This window comes from Pantoea sp. NSTU24 (assembly GCF_050157905.1).
In the GTDB taxonomy this organism is placed as follows: Bacteria; Pseudomonadota; Gammaproteobacteria; order Enterobacterales; family Enterobacteriaceae; genus Pantoea.
In genome coordinates, this window is record NZ_JBKIWZ010000001.1 from 2327601 (window position 1) to 2345333 (window position 17733).

Here is a 17733-nt window from a genome sequence, read left to right on the forward strand (position 1 = left end):
CCATGAATAAATTCTCCTGTCTGGCCTTTTTGTTACTGTTTAATACGACGCTCTCGTTTGCTGAAGTCAGTTTTAACACCTCATTCCTGGAGCTGAATGGCAGCCCGGGGGATATGGATGCCCTTAAAAAGCAGGTTGAAAATATCTCCCGCACGCAGCCTGCCGGTGAATACTGGGTTGAAATTTATATCAACGAAAATCTGTATGCGAAGCAGTCGGTAAATTTCAGCTACGATAAAAAGCGCGATAAAATTACGCCCTGCCTTGACAGCGAGTTTTTTAAAAATGCCGGACTGAAGGAGAATGCGTGGTCTCGCCTCCAGCACTCCGGTAATTGTGCCGCTTTCACAGAAGCGTTAGACGGGGCTGACTTTGTCTATGACTTCGCCCGGCAGAAACTCCTGATCACTATTCCGCAGGCGTTTCTTAACGACGCAGACAGAACACGGGTCAAGGCGGGCTGGGATAACGGCGAAACTGTCCTTTTTTCGAGCTACAGCCTCAGTCACTCTCAAATCTGGTCAGCAGAAGGTGCGGCCGATAAGCATAAGAAAACATCGTTTATCTCGCTGAACAATGGTTTTAATTACGGTGCCTGGCGTTTCAGGAACGTCACCTATATTCAGGATGATGGCGAGAACAGGCGACAGCTCACCTCGCCACAGAGTTATGTACAGCGCCCACTGCCGCAGCTTGATGCCAATCTGAGTCTTGGCGATGTTTACTCAAACGGCGAAATCCTGGAGGGCATTAATTATCGCGGCGTGCAGCTGGCGTCTGATATCAGCATGCTGCCCGCCGAGACACAGGGATTCGCGCCTACCCTGCGCGGTACGGCGAATGGCCGCTCGAAAGTGTCGGTTTCGCAGAACGGTTTCAAGATCTTTGAGCGCTGGGTGCCATCCGGCCCGTTTAATATCGACAACATTCCCTCTGTCAGTGGAGGGGATGATCTGCTGGTCACGATTGAAAATGAAGCTGGCGAGAAGCAGTTTTATCGCCAGCCGGCATCCGCTCTGCCGGTCATGGTGCGTGGTGGTCAGTTCTTTTACGAATTTAATGCCGGTCAATATCGCACGCTTTATCCGGGAACCAGTGCGCCTGAACCTTACTTTGTGGCAGGCACCGCGCGCTACGGCCTTAGCGGCAACACGACTCTGTTTGGCGGCGTGTTACTCAACAGTAACTATCAGGCTTATGACCTGGGTTTTTCACGTAACCTGGCGGGGTATGGTGCGCTGTCCGCAGATTCGACCCTGTCGGTTTTTAAACCTGTGGGCGCAAAAGATACGACACAACGCGGCAATGCGCTTCGCCTGCGCTATGCAAAAGATTTCAGCGGCACCGGCACCAATCTGACGCTGGCGGGCTATCGATATAACACCCGCGGATTCAGGCGATTCAGTGAGGCCTTTGAGGATTATCGCGTTGCATCGCAAAGCAGTGACGCCATCCTGTCAAACTCCGGCCTGAAAAACAGCGTTTCTGCCACGGTTTCACAGCGGTTAACCGATAACAGCAGTGTTTATCTGAACTACAACAAAGATGATTTCTGGCAGTCACAGCCGGCACGCCAGACACTACAGACCGGGTATAGCTTTAACGTCGGTCGGGCAAGCATTACGCTTTCAGGGACATTCAGTCATCTGCAGGAGAAGCAAACCTCGGCGTTTGCCCTCTCCTTCAGTATGCCGTTGAGTGCAACAAACCACTCTCCGCGCCTCTACACCACCTCAGGTTACAGCGCGCATAACCTGAACAATAACGTCACGATATCGGATACCTCGGACAGCCTGCCGGGTTTAAGTTACAGCGCCAATGCGGCTTCAATACAGGGTGAAGGGGAGAAAACGCAGGCTTATGGGGTTTCCGCGCAATATAGTGGTGCGAAAGGCGATCTGAGAACCAGCCTGTCACATAGCGATCTGCGTAATCAGCTGGATATTGGCGGTGAAGGCGGACTAACACTTTATAAGGGATCGCTGATCGCGTCGCCCCCGCTGGGTGATACCAACATTATTGCCCGGACAAATAAAATCGAAAATGTGGGGTTTGATTTTCAGTCAAAAAGTCGAACCAATAAAAGCGGCTATGCGATGTTAACCAATGCGTCGCCTTATACCCTGAATCGGGTGTCGGTCAGAACCAATACGCTGGACGACAACGTTGAAATTGAAAAACTTGTCGGCGAAGTCACACCGACACGCGGCGCATTCAGCGTCATTGATTTCTCCGGTAAGAAAGGCAACAGAATTATATTGCATGCCGTGAATAACAAAGGAGAGATAGCACCTTTCGCTGCAGAAGTATTTATCAATTCTGAAAAAGAGCAAATGACTCCAGACGCGCTGGTATCCGAAAATGGCAGCGCCTATATAACCGGCGTGCCCGACAATGCGCGCTTTGAAATTAAAGTTAACAGTGAGCGTTGGTGCGCCGGAGAAATATCCTCCCGTAATGACCATGCCGCTAAATCAGGTGTTATAAAGGTGAATACGGTATGTCGCTAAATCTATTCCGCATAGTGTTTATTTATGTTCTCACCGCTTTTCATGCGCTTAATGCCGCTGATACGGTAGCGATCAACGTGACGGGGACGCTGACTAAGCCCCCCTGCACTTACAGTAACAATAAAACGATCAATGTCAGTATGGGGAGCGTAACTTATGACAAATATGAAACTGCCTCGGGAAATATTCCACTGATATTACAATGTCCGTCAGGTTCATCCGTCACAATTAAGGTTTCGCCGGGCAACGGTACCTCACTGGCTAATGGCTCAACGACAACAGCGGTCACCAGTTACGCAAATCTGGGTGTTGAACTGTGGTGGAGTGGAAATCAGGCCCGGGTCAACGGACAACAACAACGGGTCAGCCTGACCGGCAACAGAACACTTAGCGGACTTTCAGGTCAGGTTGATCTCTCCATGACAGCAAAACTGGTCAAACTCGCTGAACTGGGGGTGAGTGATTTCAGCGCCAGTTTTACCGTTGAATTGAATTACGACTGACCAGCTGGTGGTATCAATGAAACAGTGGATGATGGCGGCAGCGGTTTATATTGTGCTCTGCCGCGGCGCACTGGGGGTGGATGTGAATGTTAGCGGGAATTTACTTGCCCCAGCCTGTACAGCCGAACTGCCTGCAGACAATCTCATTACGCTTCCCGAGGTGAGCCTGGCTCAGCTCTATAAAGGAGAGAGTAAATTCACCTCTGCAACGATAAAAATACGCTGCTACAAGCTGACCACGGTCACTTTTGCGCTGCGAACCGAGCAGACGGATGAAACCGGTGTAGTGAAAACAGAACTGAGTGGTATCGGCCTGGAGATGCGCTATGGCCTGAGTCAGGCAGGCGTCCTGAGCGGACTCTCTAAACCTGGTGAACTCATTAATCACGCACTGCTGAATGAGGCCCTGTTTGTCATAAAGACCAGACCGGTCATTATCGATGAGAGCAGCGCAGCCGCCGGGAGCTATTCTGCATCAGCCCTGCTGAGCATCGAGTATCGCTGATATTCACTATATGACAGCAAAGCCATCAGATCGTGTCTTATTAAAATGTTCCAGGAGTGCAGAGTGCCTTTTATAAAAACCGTGATCGTTCTTTTTTTCTCACTTTCTGTCTATCACTGTAAGGCGGCCGATCTGCAATGCACACCGGCTAATCAGGTTGTTAATTTAGGTGTGCTTCAGGAAGGAATTTCCAATGATTTCAATGCCTATAAAGATGGCTATCTTAATTACTTCACATGTACGGTGAACAGAGACTTTCTGATTGGCGCTTCTCTTTCTTACACTGTCGAAGGAGCAGGCGGCCCGGGCTCCGGGCTTCTTTCTCTCCTGGCTTATGGTAAGCCGGTACCCACCTATCAGGCGAATAAAGCGACCGCTCTCTGCATTGGCCCTTATACCTTTACCTGTGATCACGCATTGAGTAAAAATACAGCAATTTCATTCGCGCTGAGTTATCGGGTTCTGACCAACCTTTCCGGAACAGGAACATTCGTAGCCAAAGTTAATTTATATCAGACGCCAAGGATCCTTGTGGGGCAGTCAGAACAAATCGCCAGTTTTTACTACATCTATACCATTGCTGCCAGACCCTGTTCCGTCGCTGATAAAAATTTAGCGGTTAACTTTAGCGATCTGGATAACCGCCTGACTGACAATCCCAACCGCGAGCTGGCGGTCACGGTGAACTGTCCGGCACGGACTAATGTCGAGGTACAACTCAATTCCGGTAAGGAGATTGTGAATGCGGCGCAGGGTCTGTCGAAAACGTCTTTAGCGGGTTTAAACATGCAGGTCTACCAGAAAGGCTCTCCGGTGATGTTGAATCAGGCCAGTACGCAGGTGTTTCAACAGGGGGTTAATACTTACCGGCTGAATTTCTTTCCGCGGCTGTCAAGCTCTGCTGCCCCCACGGGTAGTTTCAGCGCTGACTATACGCTGACCTTCAACTATAAATAGCGTAACGATCATGATTTTGCAGATGGTTTGCGCTAACTATTATTTAATATCTTCACTCTTCAGAAAACGATTAATGTCCGTAAGCCCGCATTTATTAACCTGACCGATCAATTTATAAAAACGCTTCACTCGTAAAAAGGTAACCTTGTGTTCTATAAACCAGTTTTATTCCTGTTACTTACTTTTCTGTCAGTTGGTTCTTTTGCGGGGAAACTCACCTGTCAGCCCTTTACCGATATGGTAAATCTTGGAAATTTCAAAAGCGGTCAGATAGCAAATGGTACACTGATTGAGTTTCAGTGTTTAGTGAATACTTCAATTCCCTATGGCTCGGCAATAACCTATCAGCGGACATCATTTGGAACCGCAGAAACAAACGTTACACCGCTCATGTATCCTGCTACACTCCCGCCCATATCTGAGGCAGATAGTGGCACCTATACATACTGTTACAGAGATCAAACCTGCACTTACCGGGCGTTATCGAAAGGCCAGTATTTTAGTCTTAAACTCTACTATGCGAATAATACCCTCGGGGCAAAACCCGGGCAATATGTGGGGCAAATGACGCTGTATCAGACGCCTCTGAGGAGTCAGGGGCCGAGAGAACAAGTCGTTACCTTCAATTACTACTATAGTATTGATGCGCTTCCTTGCAATCTGGGCTCGAAAGCTTATGAGGTGCCATTAAATAATCTCGATAACCGTCTGCAGGACAATCCCTACGGCACGGCCAGCATTATACTTAACTGCCCTTCGGCATCCGAAATATCGGTACGACTTGCGCCTTCTGACGGACAGATAGTTAACAGCGCACAGGGTATTTCCTCTACTTCGCTGTCAGGGCTTAATATGCAGGTAAAATGGAATAACCAGGAAGCTATCAGCTTTAACTCAAACTACGTCAAAAAATTAAATACAGGTCAAAATAATCTGGAGATCCGTTTTTATCCTAAATTAGCTTCTGCCACTGCCCAGCCTGCAGGTAGTTTCAGGAGTAATTACACACTTACTTTAGACTATAAATAACTGCCTCTTTTACTGCGTGGCAGGGGAGTAAGGAAATGCTCTCACCTCAAAATGAAGATGAAATATTTGGTTGTGAGCCTGAATGTATCAATTAAAAGAAATTAAAAAAATTACTGACAGAAAGAAAGCAGACTTATCTTTAGCGGGAAAAAGCATGCTTTTCGGATTGTTGGTCAACAAATATTTACCACCGTCATGTTAACGTCCGTCTAGTCTGCTTACAGAAGCGTATCCTTTGAAGCTCTCTGTTTGCTCCTGGCGCTTTAAGTGCCAGCTTACTTTGCTGACGCAAAGGCCTGGGACTTCCTTTATCAAATCCGCAACCCAGGCATTTACTCTGTCGCCGCTTTCCCTTTACAGCCCCGCCTCAAACGCGAAATAATCCCCCGGTAAGCCGGGCCACTTATGCTGGCGTGGCCTGAATCTAACCTCAACGCTGCGAACCCCTTTATGAATAATGAAATTTCTCTCAAATACTACGATGTTGCCGATGAGTATGCGACAGAGTCCGCTAAGCCGGTAAGCGAAGCAGAACGCACGCCGCTGGCTTATTACTTTCAGCTGCTGATCACCCGTTTAATGAATAACGAAGAGATCAGCGAAGCGGCGCAGCAGGAGATGGCGCGTGAAGCCGGCATCGACGAACAGCGTATTGATGATATCGCTGAGTTCCTGAACCGCTGGGGCAATGAGTAACGTCATCGCGGCCTGACGCCGTCGCAGCGGCGCCTCCAGGCAGCCTGAAGCGTGCGTCAGCGTCTGTGCAACCTCCTTTCCGGGTCGGGCAGCTACGGGTTTTGCATGGCGTCCGACCTGCTTTCCCGCCGCCCTTCTCTTTGCCGCCTGCCCACTGGCGCCACCGAAAATTATCATTCAGACTGATATAGTCTGCGCAGGCTTTGTGCTTTACACTGCGCGCTGTAAAAAACTGAGTAGAGCAAGCAGGCATAAAAATGGCGATGAACGGAACAATCACAACCTGGTTTAAAGATAAAGGATTCGGCTTTATCAAAGATGAAAACGGCGACAACCGCTATTTTCATGTGATCAAGGTCGCCAATCCTGATCTGATTAAGAAAGATGCGGCGGTGACGTTTGAGCCGACCACCAACAACAAAGGCTTGTCGGCCTATGCGGTGAAAGTGGCCCCGGAAAGCAAATATATTTATATCGCCGGTGAACGTCTTAAGATCACCTCGATTAAATCCTGGCTGGTCTACAGCGAAGAGGTCCCGGCGGATACCGGCATTGATAAAGAGAATGCGGTGCTGTCGGTAGGGCTGCTGCTGAATAATATCCGGCCAAAATCTGACGCTAAAGCAGGTGAGATGCGCTCCCTGAAGAAGCTGGCGGTCACCACCTTCCAGGGTACCACCCTGATCTTTTCTGAAGATGAGATCGACGTTGAGAGCACCGTTAAGCTGCTCAAAACCCTGAAGTAATCTTCAGGCTGGCCGGACACCTGCTCAGACACGCCCGGCCAGCCGGCCAGCCCGTATACTTTTTTTCAGTCTGCGCCCCAGAATGGCGCGGGTGCTGTCTGCGGGCAGCATCCCGCCCGTCCCGCACGGCGAATCAGATTAAAACCACGCTTAAAAGCCTGTCCCAGCAAGGTTCATCTCCATAAAGCGCTTTTCCAGGGTAGAATCGGAGACTTTGTTACGTAATTACCTCTGCTTCCCTCATCGCAGAGTGATACATGAAGCGGGTGAAATAAGGGTTAAAGCCGCATGAAAATCCCAAACAGAATTCAGCCTCTGGTCGATGACGGCCTGATTGACGATGTCCTGCAGCGGCTGAAAAGCGGCAAGGAAGCAGACGTTTACACTGTACTGTGCGGCGACAAAGTGCAGTGCGCCAAAGTCTATAAAGAGGCGACTCAGCGCAGCTTTAAGCAGGCGGTGCAGTACCAGGAAGGCCGAAAAACCCGAAACAGCCGCAACGCCCGCGCCATGCAGAAAGGTTCGAAGTTTGGTCGTAAGCAGCAGGAGGAGTCCTGGCAGACCGCCGAAGTTGACGCGCTGTTCCGCCTGGCAAACGCAGGGGTTCGCGTGCCTCAGCCCTATCTCTGTATCGACGGCGTGCTGTTGATGGAGCTGGTCACCGACGGCGATGGCGCGGTTGCGCCGCGCCTCAGCGATGTCACTCTCTCCGAAGCGCAGGCGATCGCCGATTTCCACACTATGATCGGTAACATCGTGCGCATGCTCTGTGCCGGTATCGTGCATGGCGATCTGTCTGAATTCAACGTGCTGCTGGATGATCAGGGTCCGGTGATTATCGATCTGCCACAGGCGGTCAATGCCGCAGCCAACAACCATGCAGAGTCGATGTTCAGGCGTGACGTAAATAATATCACCGCGTACTACGGCCAGTTCGCGCCGCAGCTGCTGAAGACGCGCTACGCCCGGGAGATCTGGCAACGCTATGAAGATGGCAAGCTGACGCCTGAAACGCCGCTGACCGGACAGTTCGTGGAAGTGGAGCGCGCGGTGGATATGGATTCGCTGCTGGACGAGATCATTACCGCAGAGGATGAGTATTACGCGCGCCAGCGTGCCAGTCAGGAGCGCGACAGCGACTGAATAAAAAAGGCAGCGAAGTCATTCGCTGCCTTTTTGTTTACGTGGCGATTAGCGCACGATCACCGTCAGCGCGATCAGGATGAAGCCGATGAGCATCACGCCGACAAAAACGTGGTCGAGCCGGTTTGTTTTCATCTTTGCCTCCCTGCGATCCTAAAACCACTGGCCAAAACGGCGGATATAGAACTGTTTCATGCCCTGCGCCACCAGGCAGTAGCTGAACAGCGTCAGCAGCAGCCAGGGGAAATATTGCCATGGCAGCGGCACCAGTCCGACCATCGTACCCAGCGGTGAAAATGGGATCAGGATGCCCAGCGCCATCACCGCCAGCGTGGTCAGCATGACCGGTAAGGTGGCGCGACTCTGAATAAACGGAATCTTCCGGGTACGCAGCATGTGTACCACCAGCGTCTGCGACAGCAACCCCTCAATAAACCAGCCGGACTGAAACAGCGACTGCACGCCCGCATGATTCGCACCGAAGATGAACCACATCAGCGCAAAGGTCGTGACGTCAAAGATTGACGACGTTGGGCCCATCCACAACATAAAGCGTTTAATGTTACCGGCATCCCATTTGCGCGGTTTATTCAGAAACTCGCGGTCCACTTTGTCCCACGGCAGCGCCAGCTGGGAGACGTCATACATCAGGTTCTGAATCAGCAGATGAATCGACAGCATTGGCAGAAACGGAATAAAGGCGCTGGCCACCAGCAGCGAGAAAACGTTGCCGAAGTTCGAGCTGGCGGTCATGTTGAGATATTTGATGATGTTGCCAAAGGTCTCGCGTCCTTTGAGTACACCCTCATTCAGCACCTGTAAATCTTTCTCCAGCAGGATGATATCCGAAGAGGCTTTCGCCACATCCGCCGCGCTGTCCACGGAAATGCCGGTGTCGGCGGCCCGCAGTGCAGGCGCGTCGTTGATGCCATCGCCCAGGAAACCTACGGTGTGGCCATTCTGCTGCAGCAGGCGCACCAGCCGGGATTTCTGCTGCGGCGTCAGTTTCGCAAACAGCGTGCAGCGTTCAGCCTCCTGCGCCAGTACCTCATCGCTCATCGCCTCGATCTGCTCGCCGGTCAGCATCGCCGGGTCGGTCAGCCCGACGTCGGCACAGACCCGCTGGGTGACCAGCGGATTGTCACCGGTCAGCACTTTCACCGCCACGCCGCTGTCGCGCAGCGTTTTAATCGCCCTGCCTGCGCTGGCTTTTGGCGGATCGCGGAAGGTCAGCATCCCCTGAATAATCAGGTCGCGCTCATCACTGTCGCTGAGCGACGCATGCAGCGCGCCGTCACGGGTGGCGACCAGCAGTACGCGATAGCCCTGCTGGTGATAGCGCTCGGTCTGCGCCATCAGCGCGGCGCGCTGGTCCGCATCCAGTGCCACCACCCTATCGTCCAGCCGCACGGCGACGCTGACTGCCAGCATCTCTTCCACGGCTCCTTTGCAGATCAGCTGTGAACGATGCTGCGTCAGATCTTCCACCAGCACTGACACCCGGCGGCGGGTAAAATCGAACGGCAGCTCATCAACCAGCTGAAACTGGCTGCGCTGAGCCGGTGAAATCACGTTATCACCCGCGCAGAGCACCGCGCGGTCCATGAGATTTTTCGCGCCGCTCTGACTGCCGCTGTTGAGCCAGGCCAGCAGCAGCACCTGCTGATCGTTCCGGCCCTGCGCATCCAGATGATGCGCCAGCAGGATGGTATCCTGGGTCAGCGTACCGGTTTTATCGGTGCAGAGAACATCCATTGCGCCCAGGTTCTGGATGGCATTGAGCTTTTTCACGATCACTTTGCGGCGTGACATCGCAATCGCCCCTTTGGCGAGGTTAGCACTGACGATCATCGGCAGCATCTCCGGCGTCAGCCCGACCGCAACGGCCAGCGCAAACAGGGTTGCATCCATCCAGTCACCTTTGGTGAAGCCGTTGATCAGCAGCACGACCGGAACCATAACCAGCATAAAGCGGATCAGCAGTTTACTGACGCTGTTGACCCCACGATCGAAGGCGGTCTGCGGACGGCTTCCCACCAGCGATGAGGCGAGCGAGCCAAACCAGGTGTCGCCGCCGGTAGCGACCACCACTGCGCTGGCGGTGCCGCTGGCGACGCTGGTGCCCATCAGGCAGATATTCGCCGATGAGAGGCGCTCCTGAGCGGTCTGTCCGTCCTCTTTGATTCCCGCCTCGCTGCCTTGTTTTTCCACCGGCAGCGACTCGCCGGTCAGCACGGCTTCACTGACAAACAGATTGCGTGAACTGAGCAGGCGGACATCGGCAGGCACCTGATCGCCGGTGCTCAGCAAAATGACATCGCCTGGTACCAGTTCACTCATGTCGACATCCTGCCGCTGAGCGGTTTCGCTGCCCGGCTCACGTCGCAACACGGTCACCTGGCTGCGAACCAGGGACTGCAGAGCCTGCGCCGCCCGGTTGGTGCGGAACTCCTGCCAGAAGCGCAGCAGCCCGCTCAGGATCACCATGGTACAGATGATGATCACGCCGGAGAGATCGGTCTCCTCGCCCGCGCGCAGCGGCAGGATATAGTCGGTAAACAGACTCACCAGCGCCAGGACCAGCAGTACATAAATAAAGGGGTTATTAAACGCCATCAGCAGCTGAACCAGCGCGGGTGGCGCTTTCTCATGCGCCACTTCATTGCGGCCATAGACGGCCAGACGTTTTGCGGCCTCGTCACGGGTCAGCCCCTGGCGATGGCTGCGAAGATCGGCCAGCGTCATCTCAACGTGCTGACCGGCATGCTGCGCCACAGCGTACATTTTTTTACTTTTTTTATCGTTACGGTTGCCGGATGCAATGGCCGCAACCTGTTCCAGTTTCATGTCGCTCATTTCGACATCTCCCTGATTTAAAGCACGTGTTGTCCTGCACGAAAAATAAAGTGCATGGCATAAACCTGGCGGAGCCGGGTTATTTATTGTGGCGACCTTTACCAATAACCATGTGTTTTCACCCGCAGAGGAAATAATGACGCACGCAGGGGAAAATGACGCTGGTTTCACACAGCGCAATAAAGGTCTGATATCGACGTTTGGGCGCAGCCAGAGCTACGCCAATCGAGGCGGAGGAAAAAGTGCCAGTATAAACAGCAGCATAACGCGCACTCCTGCTGATAACAGGATGAAAAACAAAGAGCGCGATCGTGAATTAACGTGGGGATCGCTGCTCGCCGGTTGGCAAGCAGCAAAAGAGAATCAGCTTGCCAGAATAAGGATTAAACCAGGGTGACTGTCCAACTGAATACTCCTGAAATGATTTGCCGCTATTATAAAGAGAGGCCAGTCAGGGTAAAGCCATTCAGAAATAAATAAACGCTTCGTTGAAGGTTTGTTTCTGCTCCGGTTACCGCTTCGGTAACGGAATGGCGATCTTCTTATAACTACAACCCATCCTTTATAACTTTCAGGAATATGGTTAGCCTATATTCGACTATTCTTCATAACTGCCCTTTCGTAAACTCGCGTAACTTCTTTGAGGCAAGGAAATTTCATGAAAACTATAATTCCATCTCTGCTGGCGCTGACGCTGGCTGCCGCTTTCACAGCCCAGGCCGCAACACCTAAAGATACGCTGGTCATTGCCCAGTCAACTGACGATGCCGACAGCTTCGACCCGGCCAAAGGGTTTGAACTCACCAGCGTACAGGCCTTCACTAACATTTATCAGCGTCTGGTCCAGTCTGACCCGCAGAATCCGGTGGATCTGAAGCCGACGCTGGCGACCTCCTGGCAACCGGGCAGTGACAATCGCAGCCTGACCTTTGAGCTGCGCAAAGACGCCAAGTTCTCGACCGGTAACCCGCTGCGCCCGGAGGATGTCATCTTCTCGCTGGGCCGTGTCGTGAAGCTGAACCTCGACCCCTCTTTCATCCTGACACAGCTCGGCTGGACCAAAGATAACGTCGATGGCTTCCTGAAAAAGGTCGATGACAATCATGTACAGATCAGCTGGACCGCAAACGTCAGCCCGACCTACGTACTGAGCCTGCTCTCTGCGCCGGTTTCCTCGATCGTCGATGAAAAAACCGTGGCGGCTAACCAGAAGAACGGTGACCTGGGTAACGCCTGGCTGGCGACGCACTCTGCAGGCAGCGGGCCGTATCAGATCCGTAAAGTGGTCCTGCATCAGGCCGTGCTGCTGAGCGCCAACCCTTCTTCTCCGGCGGGCGCACCTAAGATGAAGAACATCCTGATCAAAAATGTCCCGGAACCTGCGGCGCGTCGTCTGCTGCTGGAGCAGGGGGATGCTGATATCGCCCGTAACCTGGGTGCCGATCAGATTGCGGCGCTGAACGGCAAGCCGGGCGTAAAAACTGAAGCGATCCCGATGGCGTCGCTCTACTACATTCAGTTCAACATCGGCGGAAACGACACGCTAAAGAACCCGGCCTTCTGGGAAGCGGCGCGCTACCTGTGGGATTATAAAGGCATCGCTAACGAGCTGCTGAAAGGCCAGTTCGACGTGCATCAGAGCTTCCTGCCAAAAGGTTTCCTGGGCGCGATCAACGACACGCCTTACAGCTACGACCCGGAAAAAGCCAAAGCGATTCTGAAGAAAGCGGGCCTGAACAACGTCACCTTCAAACTCTCTACCAGCAACCAGCCGCCTTATCTGGATATCGCGCAGGCGCTGCAGGGCAGCTTCGCCAAAGGCGGCGTGAAGGTGGAAGTGGTGCCGGGCCTGAGTTCTGAAGTGTCGACCAACGTGAAAGCGCATAAATATGAAGCGACGCTGAACGCCTGGGGTTCCGACTATTTCGATCCGAACACCAACGCCGCCTCCTTTGCTTACAACCCGGAAGATGGCAGCAAAACCATCGCTTACCGTTCAGACTGGCATATCCCGGAGCTGAACAAGCAGGTGGTTGCCGCCACGGCCGAAAGCGATCCGAAGAAGCGTGTCGCCCTGTATGAAGCGATGCAGCGTGAGGTGATGAAGAACTCCCCTTACGTGATTGGAATGCAGGCGAAGAACCTGATCGCGCTGCGGGACAACCTGAAAGGCTATGTTCAGGGCATTAACCCGGACATGGTGTATTACTCGCAGGTCACTAAGTAATGGCACAGTCTGTTCCTCTAGCCGGGTTCGCCCGGCTTTTTTGGCAGCGAGGCGGGCGTCTGGTCGGTAGCACAGTGTCGCTACTGGTCACGCTGCTCGGCCTGCTTGCCTTTACCTTTATGCTGTCGCATCTCTCACCGATCGACCCGGTGCAGCAGATTGCCGGCGATCACGCCAGTGAAGCGACCTATGCGCAGGTGCGCCACGATCTCGGTCTCGATCAGCCGGTGCTGATGCAGTTCTGGCGCTACATCGAACATTTAGCGCAGGGCGACCTGGGCGTCTCCCGTCTTACCAATCAGTCGGTGAGCGGCGATCTGATGACGACCTTCCCCGCCACCATTGAGCTGGCGACCTGCGCGATGATCTTCGCCGTAATTTTTGGCGTCACGCTGGCGCTGCTGGCCGCCTGGAAACCGGGCAGCTGGATCGATAACCTCGCCCGCTTTATCTCACTACTGGGCTATTCGGTGCCGGTGTTCTGGCTCGGTCTGCTGGGCCTGCTGCTCTTCTATGCCGTGCTGCACTGGTCCGCCGGGCCGGGGCGGCTGGATGATATCTGGGTCTATACCCTGGAACCGAAGACCGGCTTTGTGCTGATTGACAGCTGGCTGTCGGGCGAACCGGAGATGTTCCGCAATGCCATCGCTCATCTCTGGCTGCCTGTCGTGATCCTGGGTCTGCTGGCGATGGCGGGCATTACCCGTCTGCTGCGTGCGGCGCTGCTGGAAGAGAGCAGCAAAGAGTACGTGGTGCTGGCGCGCGCTAAAGGCGCGGGTCGGGTGCGCATTCTGCTGCGCCACATCTTCCCCAACGTGCTGGGCACGCTGGTGACGGTGATCGCCCTCTCCTACGCTACGCTGCTGGAAGGCTCCGTGCTGACCGAAACCGTCTTCGCCTGGCCAGGTGTTGGCCGCTACATGACCAATGCGCTGTTTTCCGGCGATGTGCCGGCGATTCTGGGCTCGACCCTGTTAATCGGCACCTGCTTTATCCTGATTAACACCCTGGCGGATGTTTTAACCTGGTTAACCGATCCGAGAACCCGATGACGCAACAACTCTCTGAACTCGAAACGGTGCGACCACGTCGCCGCCGTCAACGCGTGACCTCATTAACTGTCGGGCTGACGCTGGTCGCTATTCTTATCCTGATGGCGCTGCTGGCCCCGCTGATTGCGCCTTTCGATCCGAATGTGCAGACCATGTCGAGCCGCCTGCTGGCACCGTCGGCGCAGCACTGGTTTGGCACCGACGGCTTTGGCCGCGATCTGCTGTCGCGCGTGATCTATGGCACGCGGCCAACGCTGCTGCTGGTGTCACTGATTCTGCTGCTGACCATTCCCGCTGGCCTGCTGATCGGCATTACCGCCGGTTATGTCGGCGGCTGGACGGAACGCCTGCTGATGCGCATTACGGATATCTTTCTGTCGCTGCCGAACCTGGTCATCGCGCTGGCGCTGGTGGCGATCCTGGGGCCCGGCCTGATGAACGGCGCGCTGGCGCTGGCACTGACCAGCTGGCCGCCCTTTGCCCGTCAGGCGCGCGCTGAGACACTGGCGCTGCGCCGCAGCGACTACCTGGCTGCTGCACGCATGCAGGGCATCACCGGCTTTCGCCTGATGTTCGGTCATATTCTGCCGCTCTGCCTGCCGACGGCCGTGGTGCGGGCGGCGCTCAGCCTCGGCGGGATTATCCTGGCGGCGGCCGGACTCGGCTTTCTGGGGATGGGCGTTCAGCCGCCAACCGCCGAATGGGGCTCGATGGTGGCCGAAGGCAGTAAAGTGATCTTCGACCAGTGGTGGGTCGCCGCCGCACCGGGCGCGGCGATTCTGTTTGCCAGCCTGGCCTTTAACCTGACAGGCGATGGCCTGCGCGACCGACTGGATACCCGTCATGCAAAATAATCTTCTTCATGCTGAGGGGCTGACCATCCGCAGCGATGATGCACTGCTGGTCGATCACATCAGTTTTTCCGTAGGTCGCGAGCGCGTTGCGCTGGTCGGCGAATCCGGCTCCGGCAAATCCCTCACCGCCCGCAGCCTGATGGGGCTGCTGTCGCCCGCGCTGCATCTGCAGGCCAGTCAGCTTCAGGTCGCCGGTGAAAATGCGCTGACGCTGAGTGAGCGTCGCTGGAGTCAGCTGCGCGGTAATCGCGTGGCAATGGTGATGCAGGATCCGAAGTATGCGCTTAATCCGACGCGCACTATTGGCTGGCAGGTGGAAGAGCCACTGATGCTGCATCGCCGTCTGAGCCGTGCCGAGCGCAAAGAGAAAGTGTGCGACATGCTGGATGCGGTCGGCCTGCCCGATCCACGCCGCCTGATGCAGCACTATCCGCATCAGCTTTCAGGCGGAATGGGTCAGCGCGTCATGCTGGCCATTGCCCTGATCACCGATCCGGACTTTCTAATTGCGGACGAACCGACCTCTGCGCTGGACCATGCGATGCGCGATCAGGTGCTGGCGCTGATCCGCGGCCTGGTGGAAGCGCGTAATATGGGACTGCTGCTGATCAGCCACGATCTGCAGCAGGTTTCGGAGCATTGCGAACGCGTGATGGTGATGTACAAGGGACGCCTGCTGGATACGCTGCCCGCCGCCGAGCTGCCGCGTGCGACCCATCCTTATACCCGGACACTCTGGGCCTGCCGGCCGGGCAAAGCCACGCACGGTCAGCCACTGCCGGTGCTGGACCGCGCGGCGCTGGAGGCAAAATATGATTAAGCTGACCGATCTCAGTGTCGCCCATAAACAGGGCTACGATCTGCGCACCGTTGTGCATGAGGTTAACCTGGAGGTTAACGCGGGCGAGTGCTTTGGCCTGGTCGGGCCATCGGGCTGCGGCAAGTCTTCGCTGCTGTGGGTGCTGGCCGGTCTGAATCCGCACTGGCAGGGGCAGATGGCGCTGGCCGGGCATCAGGCTGTACCCGGCAAAGCCTTTACCGGTGCGCTGCGTCAGGAAGTACAGATGGTGTTTCAGGACCCTTATGCTTCGCTGCATCCGCGTCACCGTCTGCGCCGCACGCTGGCAGAGCCGCTGAAGCTGCTGAAACGCGACAATATCAACGATCGTATTGACCAGGGCTTCCGCCATGTCGGCCTCGATCCCGCGCTGGCCGACCGCTATCCGCATCAGCTCTCCGGCGGTCAGCGTCAGCGTGTCGCCATCGTGCGTGCCCTGCTGCTGCAACCGAAAATCCTGCTGCTCGACGAGCCGACGTCGGCGCTGGATATGTCGGTGCAGGCGGAGATTTTAAATTTGCTCAACGATCTGAAACGCCAGGATGGCCTGACGATGGTGCTGGTCAGCCACGATCCCGACGTGATCGATCACATGTGCGATCGCGCCGTGCGGATGGCGCAGGGTCGCATTATCGAACAAATTTCTGCCTGAACCCAGACCGGGCGGCCCACGCAGGTCGTCCGGTCTGACCTCGCACTGCCCCGTTTTTGCCCTTCCCTTCCCTATAGGTTCCTGACGAACATTCCCGCTTTCCCGATACCGGAAAGGCCCTCCATGTATGCGGTCAAAACGCAGCAGTGGCCAGATGGGGTATACTCGCGGCAATTTTTTCAGAAAAGGAGACGATCATGACGGTAAAACTGCGTCCGCTGGAGCGGGAAGATCTGCATTTTGTCCACCAGCTCGATAACAACGCCAGCGTGATGCGTTACTGGTTCGAGGAGCCCTATGAGGCTTTCGTGGAGCTTTCCGATCTCTACAACAAGCATATCCACGATCAGACCGAACGTCGCTTTGTGGTGGAGCATAGCGGGCAGAAGGCGGGACTTGTGGAGCTGGTCGAGATTAACCATGTGCATCGCCGCGCCGAGTTTCAGATCATTATCGACCCGGCACATCAGGGCAAAGGCCTGGCTACGCAGGCGGCGAAGCTGGCGATGGATTACGGCTTCTCGGTGCTTAATCTCTATAAGCTCTACCTGATTGTCGATCAGGAGAACGAGAAAGCGATCCACATCTACACCAAGCTCGGCTTCGAGATTGAAGGCGTGCTGAAGCATGAGTTCTTTATCAACGGGACGTACCGCAACACCATCCGCATGTGCATTTTCCAGCATCAGTATCTGGAGCGCCACAAAACGCCAGGCGGAATGGTGAAGCCCACCGCGCAGTAATCAGCCGCGCGCGCCGACCGGATTCATATAGGGACGCGGGTGGTCCGGCTTGAGGTCATACATGCCGCCGTAGAAGGGGTCGACCAGCAGCCAGCCGGGGAAGCCGCCCAGCGGAATATTCCCCAGCAAATACCAGAGGTTGGCGCGGGCTTCGATCGGCACCGTTACCGGCACATAGCCAGGACTTTCCAGCATCAGCAGGTAGTGCTTTTTGCCGAAGTAGCGGCCGGTCGATTTTGCCAGCTCAACGGTCTGCGGCGTGAACCCCTGCGCGACCGCATAGCCACGCTCATCCTGCACCGTAAAGCGCGCGCCCTGCGGCAGAGAGTCGATGCGCACCAGCTGGGTTTCATTGCCGACGATGGTGGCACAGCCGCTGAGCAGCAGCGCGGCGGCCAGAGCCAGAATTCGCTGTTTCATGA

At 54.9% G+C, this 17733-nt stretch carries 18 protein-coding genes; 15 read left to right on the forward strand and 3 right to left on the reverse strand.

Annotated features, from left to right (window positions below):
* Window positions 1-2 precede the first annotated feature (2 nt).
* The 8 genes from ACLHDD_RS11040 (at window position 3) to ACLHDD_RS11075 (ending at window position 8089) form a co-directional block, all read left to right on the forward strand.
* Entirely contained in the window at window positions 3-2510 is a 2508-nt protein-coding gene (locus ACLHDD_RS11040; RefSeq protein WP_427104149.1) for a fimbria/pilus outer membrane usher protein, read from the forward strand.
* Window positions 2501-3013, forward strand: a complete 513-nt coding sequence (locus tag ACLHDD_RS11045) for a fimbrial protein (RefSeq protein ID WP_427104150.1) — start codon at window positions 2501-2503, stop codon at window positions 3011-3013. The genes ACLHDD_RS11040 and ACLHDD_RS11045 overlap by 10 nt, the downstream gene beginning before the upstream one ends.
* 16 nt (window positions 3014-3029) lie before the next feature.
* Window positions 3030-3518, forward strand: a complete 489-nt coding sequence (locus ACLHDD_RS11050; protein ID WP_427104151.1) for a hypothetical protein — start codon at window positions 3030-3032, stop codon at window positions 3516-3518.
* Between the two features lie 63 nt (window positions 3519-3581).
* On the forward strand, window positions 3582-4475 hold the full coding sequence (locus ACLHDD_RS11055; protein ID WP_427104152.1) for a hypothetical protein: 894 nt from the start codon (window positions 3582-3584) through the stop codon (window positions 4473-4475).
* A gap of 147 nt (window positions 4476-4622) precedes the next feature.
* Window positions 4623-5504 (forward strand): hypothetical protein, encoded by an 882-nt coding sequence (locus ACLHDD_RS11060; RefSeq protein ID WP_427104153.1) that lies wholly within the window; start codon window positions 4623-4625, stop codon window positions 5502-5504.
* Between the two features lie 450 nt (window positions 5505-5954).
* Window positions 5955-6200 (forward strand): YmjA family protein, encoded by a 246-nt coding sequence (locus tag ACLHDD_RS11065; protein WP_427104154.1) that lies wholly within the window; start codon window positions 5955-5957, stop codon window positions 6198-6200.
* A gap of 257 nt (window positions 6201-6457) precedes the next feature.
* Window positions 6458-6946, forward strand: coding sequence for a cold-shock protein (locus tag ACLHDD_RS11070; protein ID WP_427104155.1), 489 nt, complete (start codon window positions 6458-6460; stop codon window positions 6944-6946).
* A 288-nt stretch (window positions 6947-7234) separates the two neighbouring features.
* A complete protein-coding gene (locus ACLHDD_RS11075) occupies window positions 7235-8089 on the forward strand; it encodes a PA4780 family RIO1-like protein kinase (RefSeq protein WP_427104156.1) in 855 nt (284 codons plus the stop codon).
* A gap of 48 nt (window positions 8090-8137) precedes the next feature.
* Here ACLHDD_RS11075 and mgtU read toward each other — a convergent pair whose 3' ends face one another.
* Together mgtU and mgtA are read right to left on the reverse strand one after the other, a co-directional pair.
* Window positions 8138-8224 (reverse strand): magnesium transporter protection protein MgtU, encoded by an 87-nt coding sequence (mgtU, locus tag ACLHDD_RS11080; RefSeq protein ID WP_427105202.1) that lies wholly within the window; start codon window positions 8222-8224, stop codon window positions 8138-8140.
* Window positions 8225-8242: 18 nt separating this feature from the next.
* Entirely contained in the window at window positions 8243-10945 is a 2703-nt protein-coding gene (gene mgtA, locus ACLHDD_RS11085; protein WP_427104157.1) for a magnesium-translocating P-type ATPase, read from the reverse strand.
* A gap of 88 nt (window positions 10946-11033) precedes the next feature.
* Here mgtA and ACLHDD_RS11090 point away from each other — a divergent pair, with 88 nt between their 5' ends.
* The 7 genes from ACLHDD_RS11090 (at window position 11034) to speG (ending at window position 17311) form a co-directional block, all read left to right on the forward strand.
* Window positions 11034-11342 carry a hypothetical protein gene (locus tag ACLHDD_RS11090; protein ID WP_427104158.1) on the forward strand — a complete coding sequence of 103 codons (309 nt, stop codon included), beginning with the start codon at window positions 11034-11036 and terminating at the stop codon, window positions 11340-11342.
* A 261-nt stretch (window positions 11343-11603) separates the two neighbouring features.
* Window positions 11604-13172, forward strand: a complete 1569-nt coding sequence (locus ACLHDD_RS11095) for an ABC transporter substrate-binding protein (RefSeq protein ID WP_427104159.1) — start codon at window positions 11604-11606, stop codon at window positions 13170-13172.
* Window positions 13172-14224 carry an ABC transporter permease gene (locus ACLHDD_RS11100; RefSeq protein ID WP_427104160.1) on the forward strand — a complete coding sequence of 351 codons (1053 nt, stop codon included), beginning with the start codon at window positions 13172-13174 and terminating at the stop codon, window positions 14222-14224. The genes ACLHDD_RS11095 and ACLHDD_RS11100 overlap by 1 nt, the downstream gene beginning before the upstream one ends.
* Entirely contained in the window at window positions 14221-15078 is an 858-nt protein-coding gene (locus ACLHDD_RS11105) for an ABC transporter permease (protein WP_111139926.1), read from the forward strand. Before ACLHDD_RS11100 ends, ACLHDD_RS11105 begins: the two co-directional genes overlap by 4 nt.
* Window positions 15068-15898 carry an ABC transporter ATP-binding protein gene (locus tag ACLHDD_RS11110; RefSeq protein ID WP_427104161.1) on the forward strand — a complete coding sequence of 277 codons (831 nt, stop codon included), beginning with the start codon at window positions 15068-15070 and terminating at the stop codon, window positions 15896-15898. The genes ACLHDD_RS11105 and ACLHDD_RS11110 overlap by 11 nt, the downstream gene beginning before the upstream one ends.
* Complete coding sequence (locus ACLHDD_RS11115; RefSeq protein WP_427104162.1) at window positions 15891-16568, forward strand: ABC transporter ATP-binding protein; 678 nt, start codon at window positions 15891-15893, stop codon at window positions 16566-16568. The genes ACLHDD_RS11110 and ACLHDD_RS11115 overlap by 8 nt, the downstream gene beginning before the upstream one ends.
* A gap of 197 nt (window positions 16569-16765) precedes the next feature.
* Window positions 16766-17311 (forward strand): spermidine N1-acetyltransferase, encoded by a 546-nt coding sequence (speG, locus tag ACLHDD_RS11120; protein ID WP_427104163.1) that lies wholly within the window; start codon window positions 16766-16768, stop codon window positions 17309-17311.
* Here the strand turns inward: speG and ACLHDD_RS11125 are convergent, their stop codons facing one another.
* Entirely contained in the window at window positions 17312-17731 is a 420-nt protein-coding gene (locus tag ACLHDD_RS11125; protein WP_128085597.1) for a hypothetical protein, read from the reverse strand. It lies immediately after the preceding gene.
* Window positions 17732-17733: the final 2 nt, after the last annotated feature.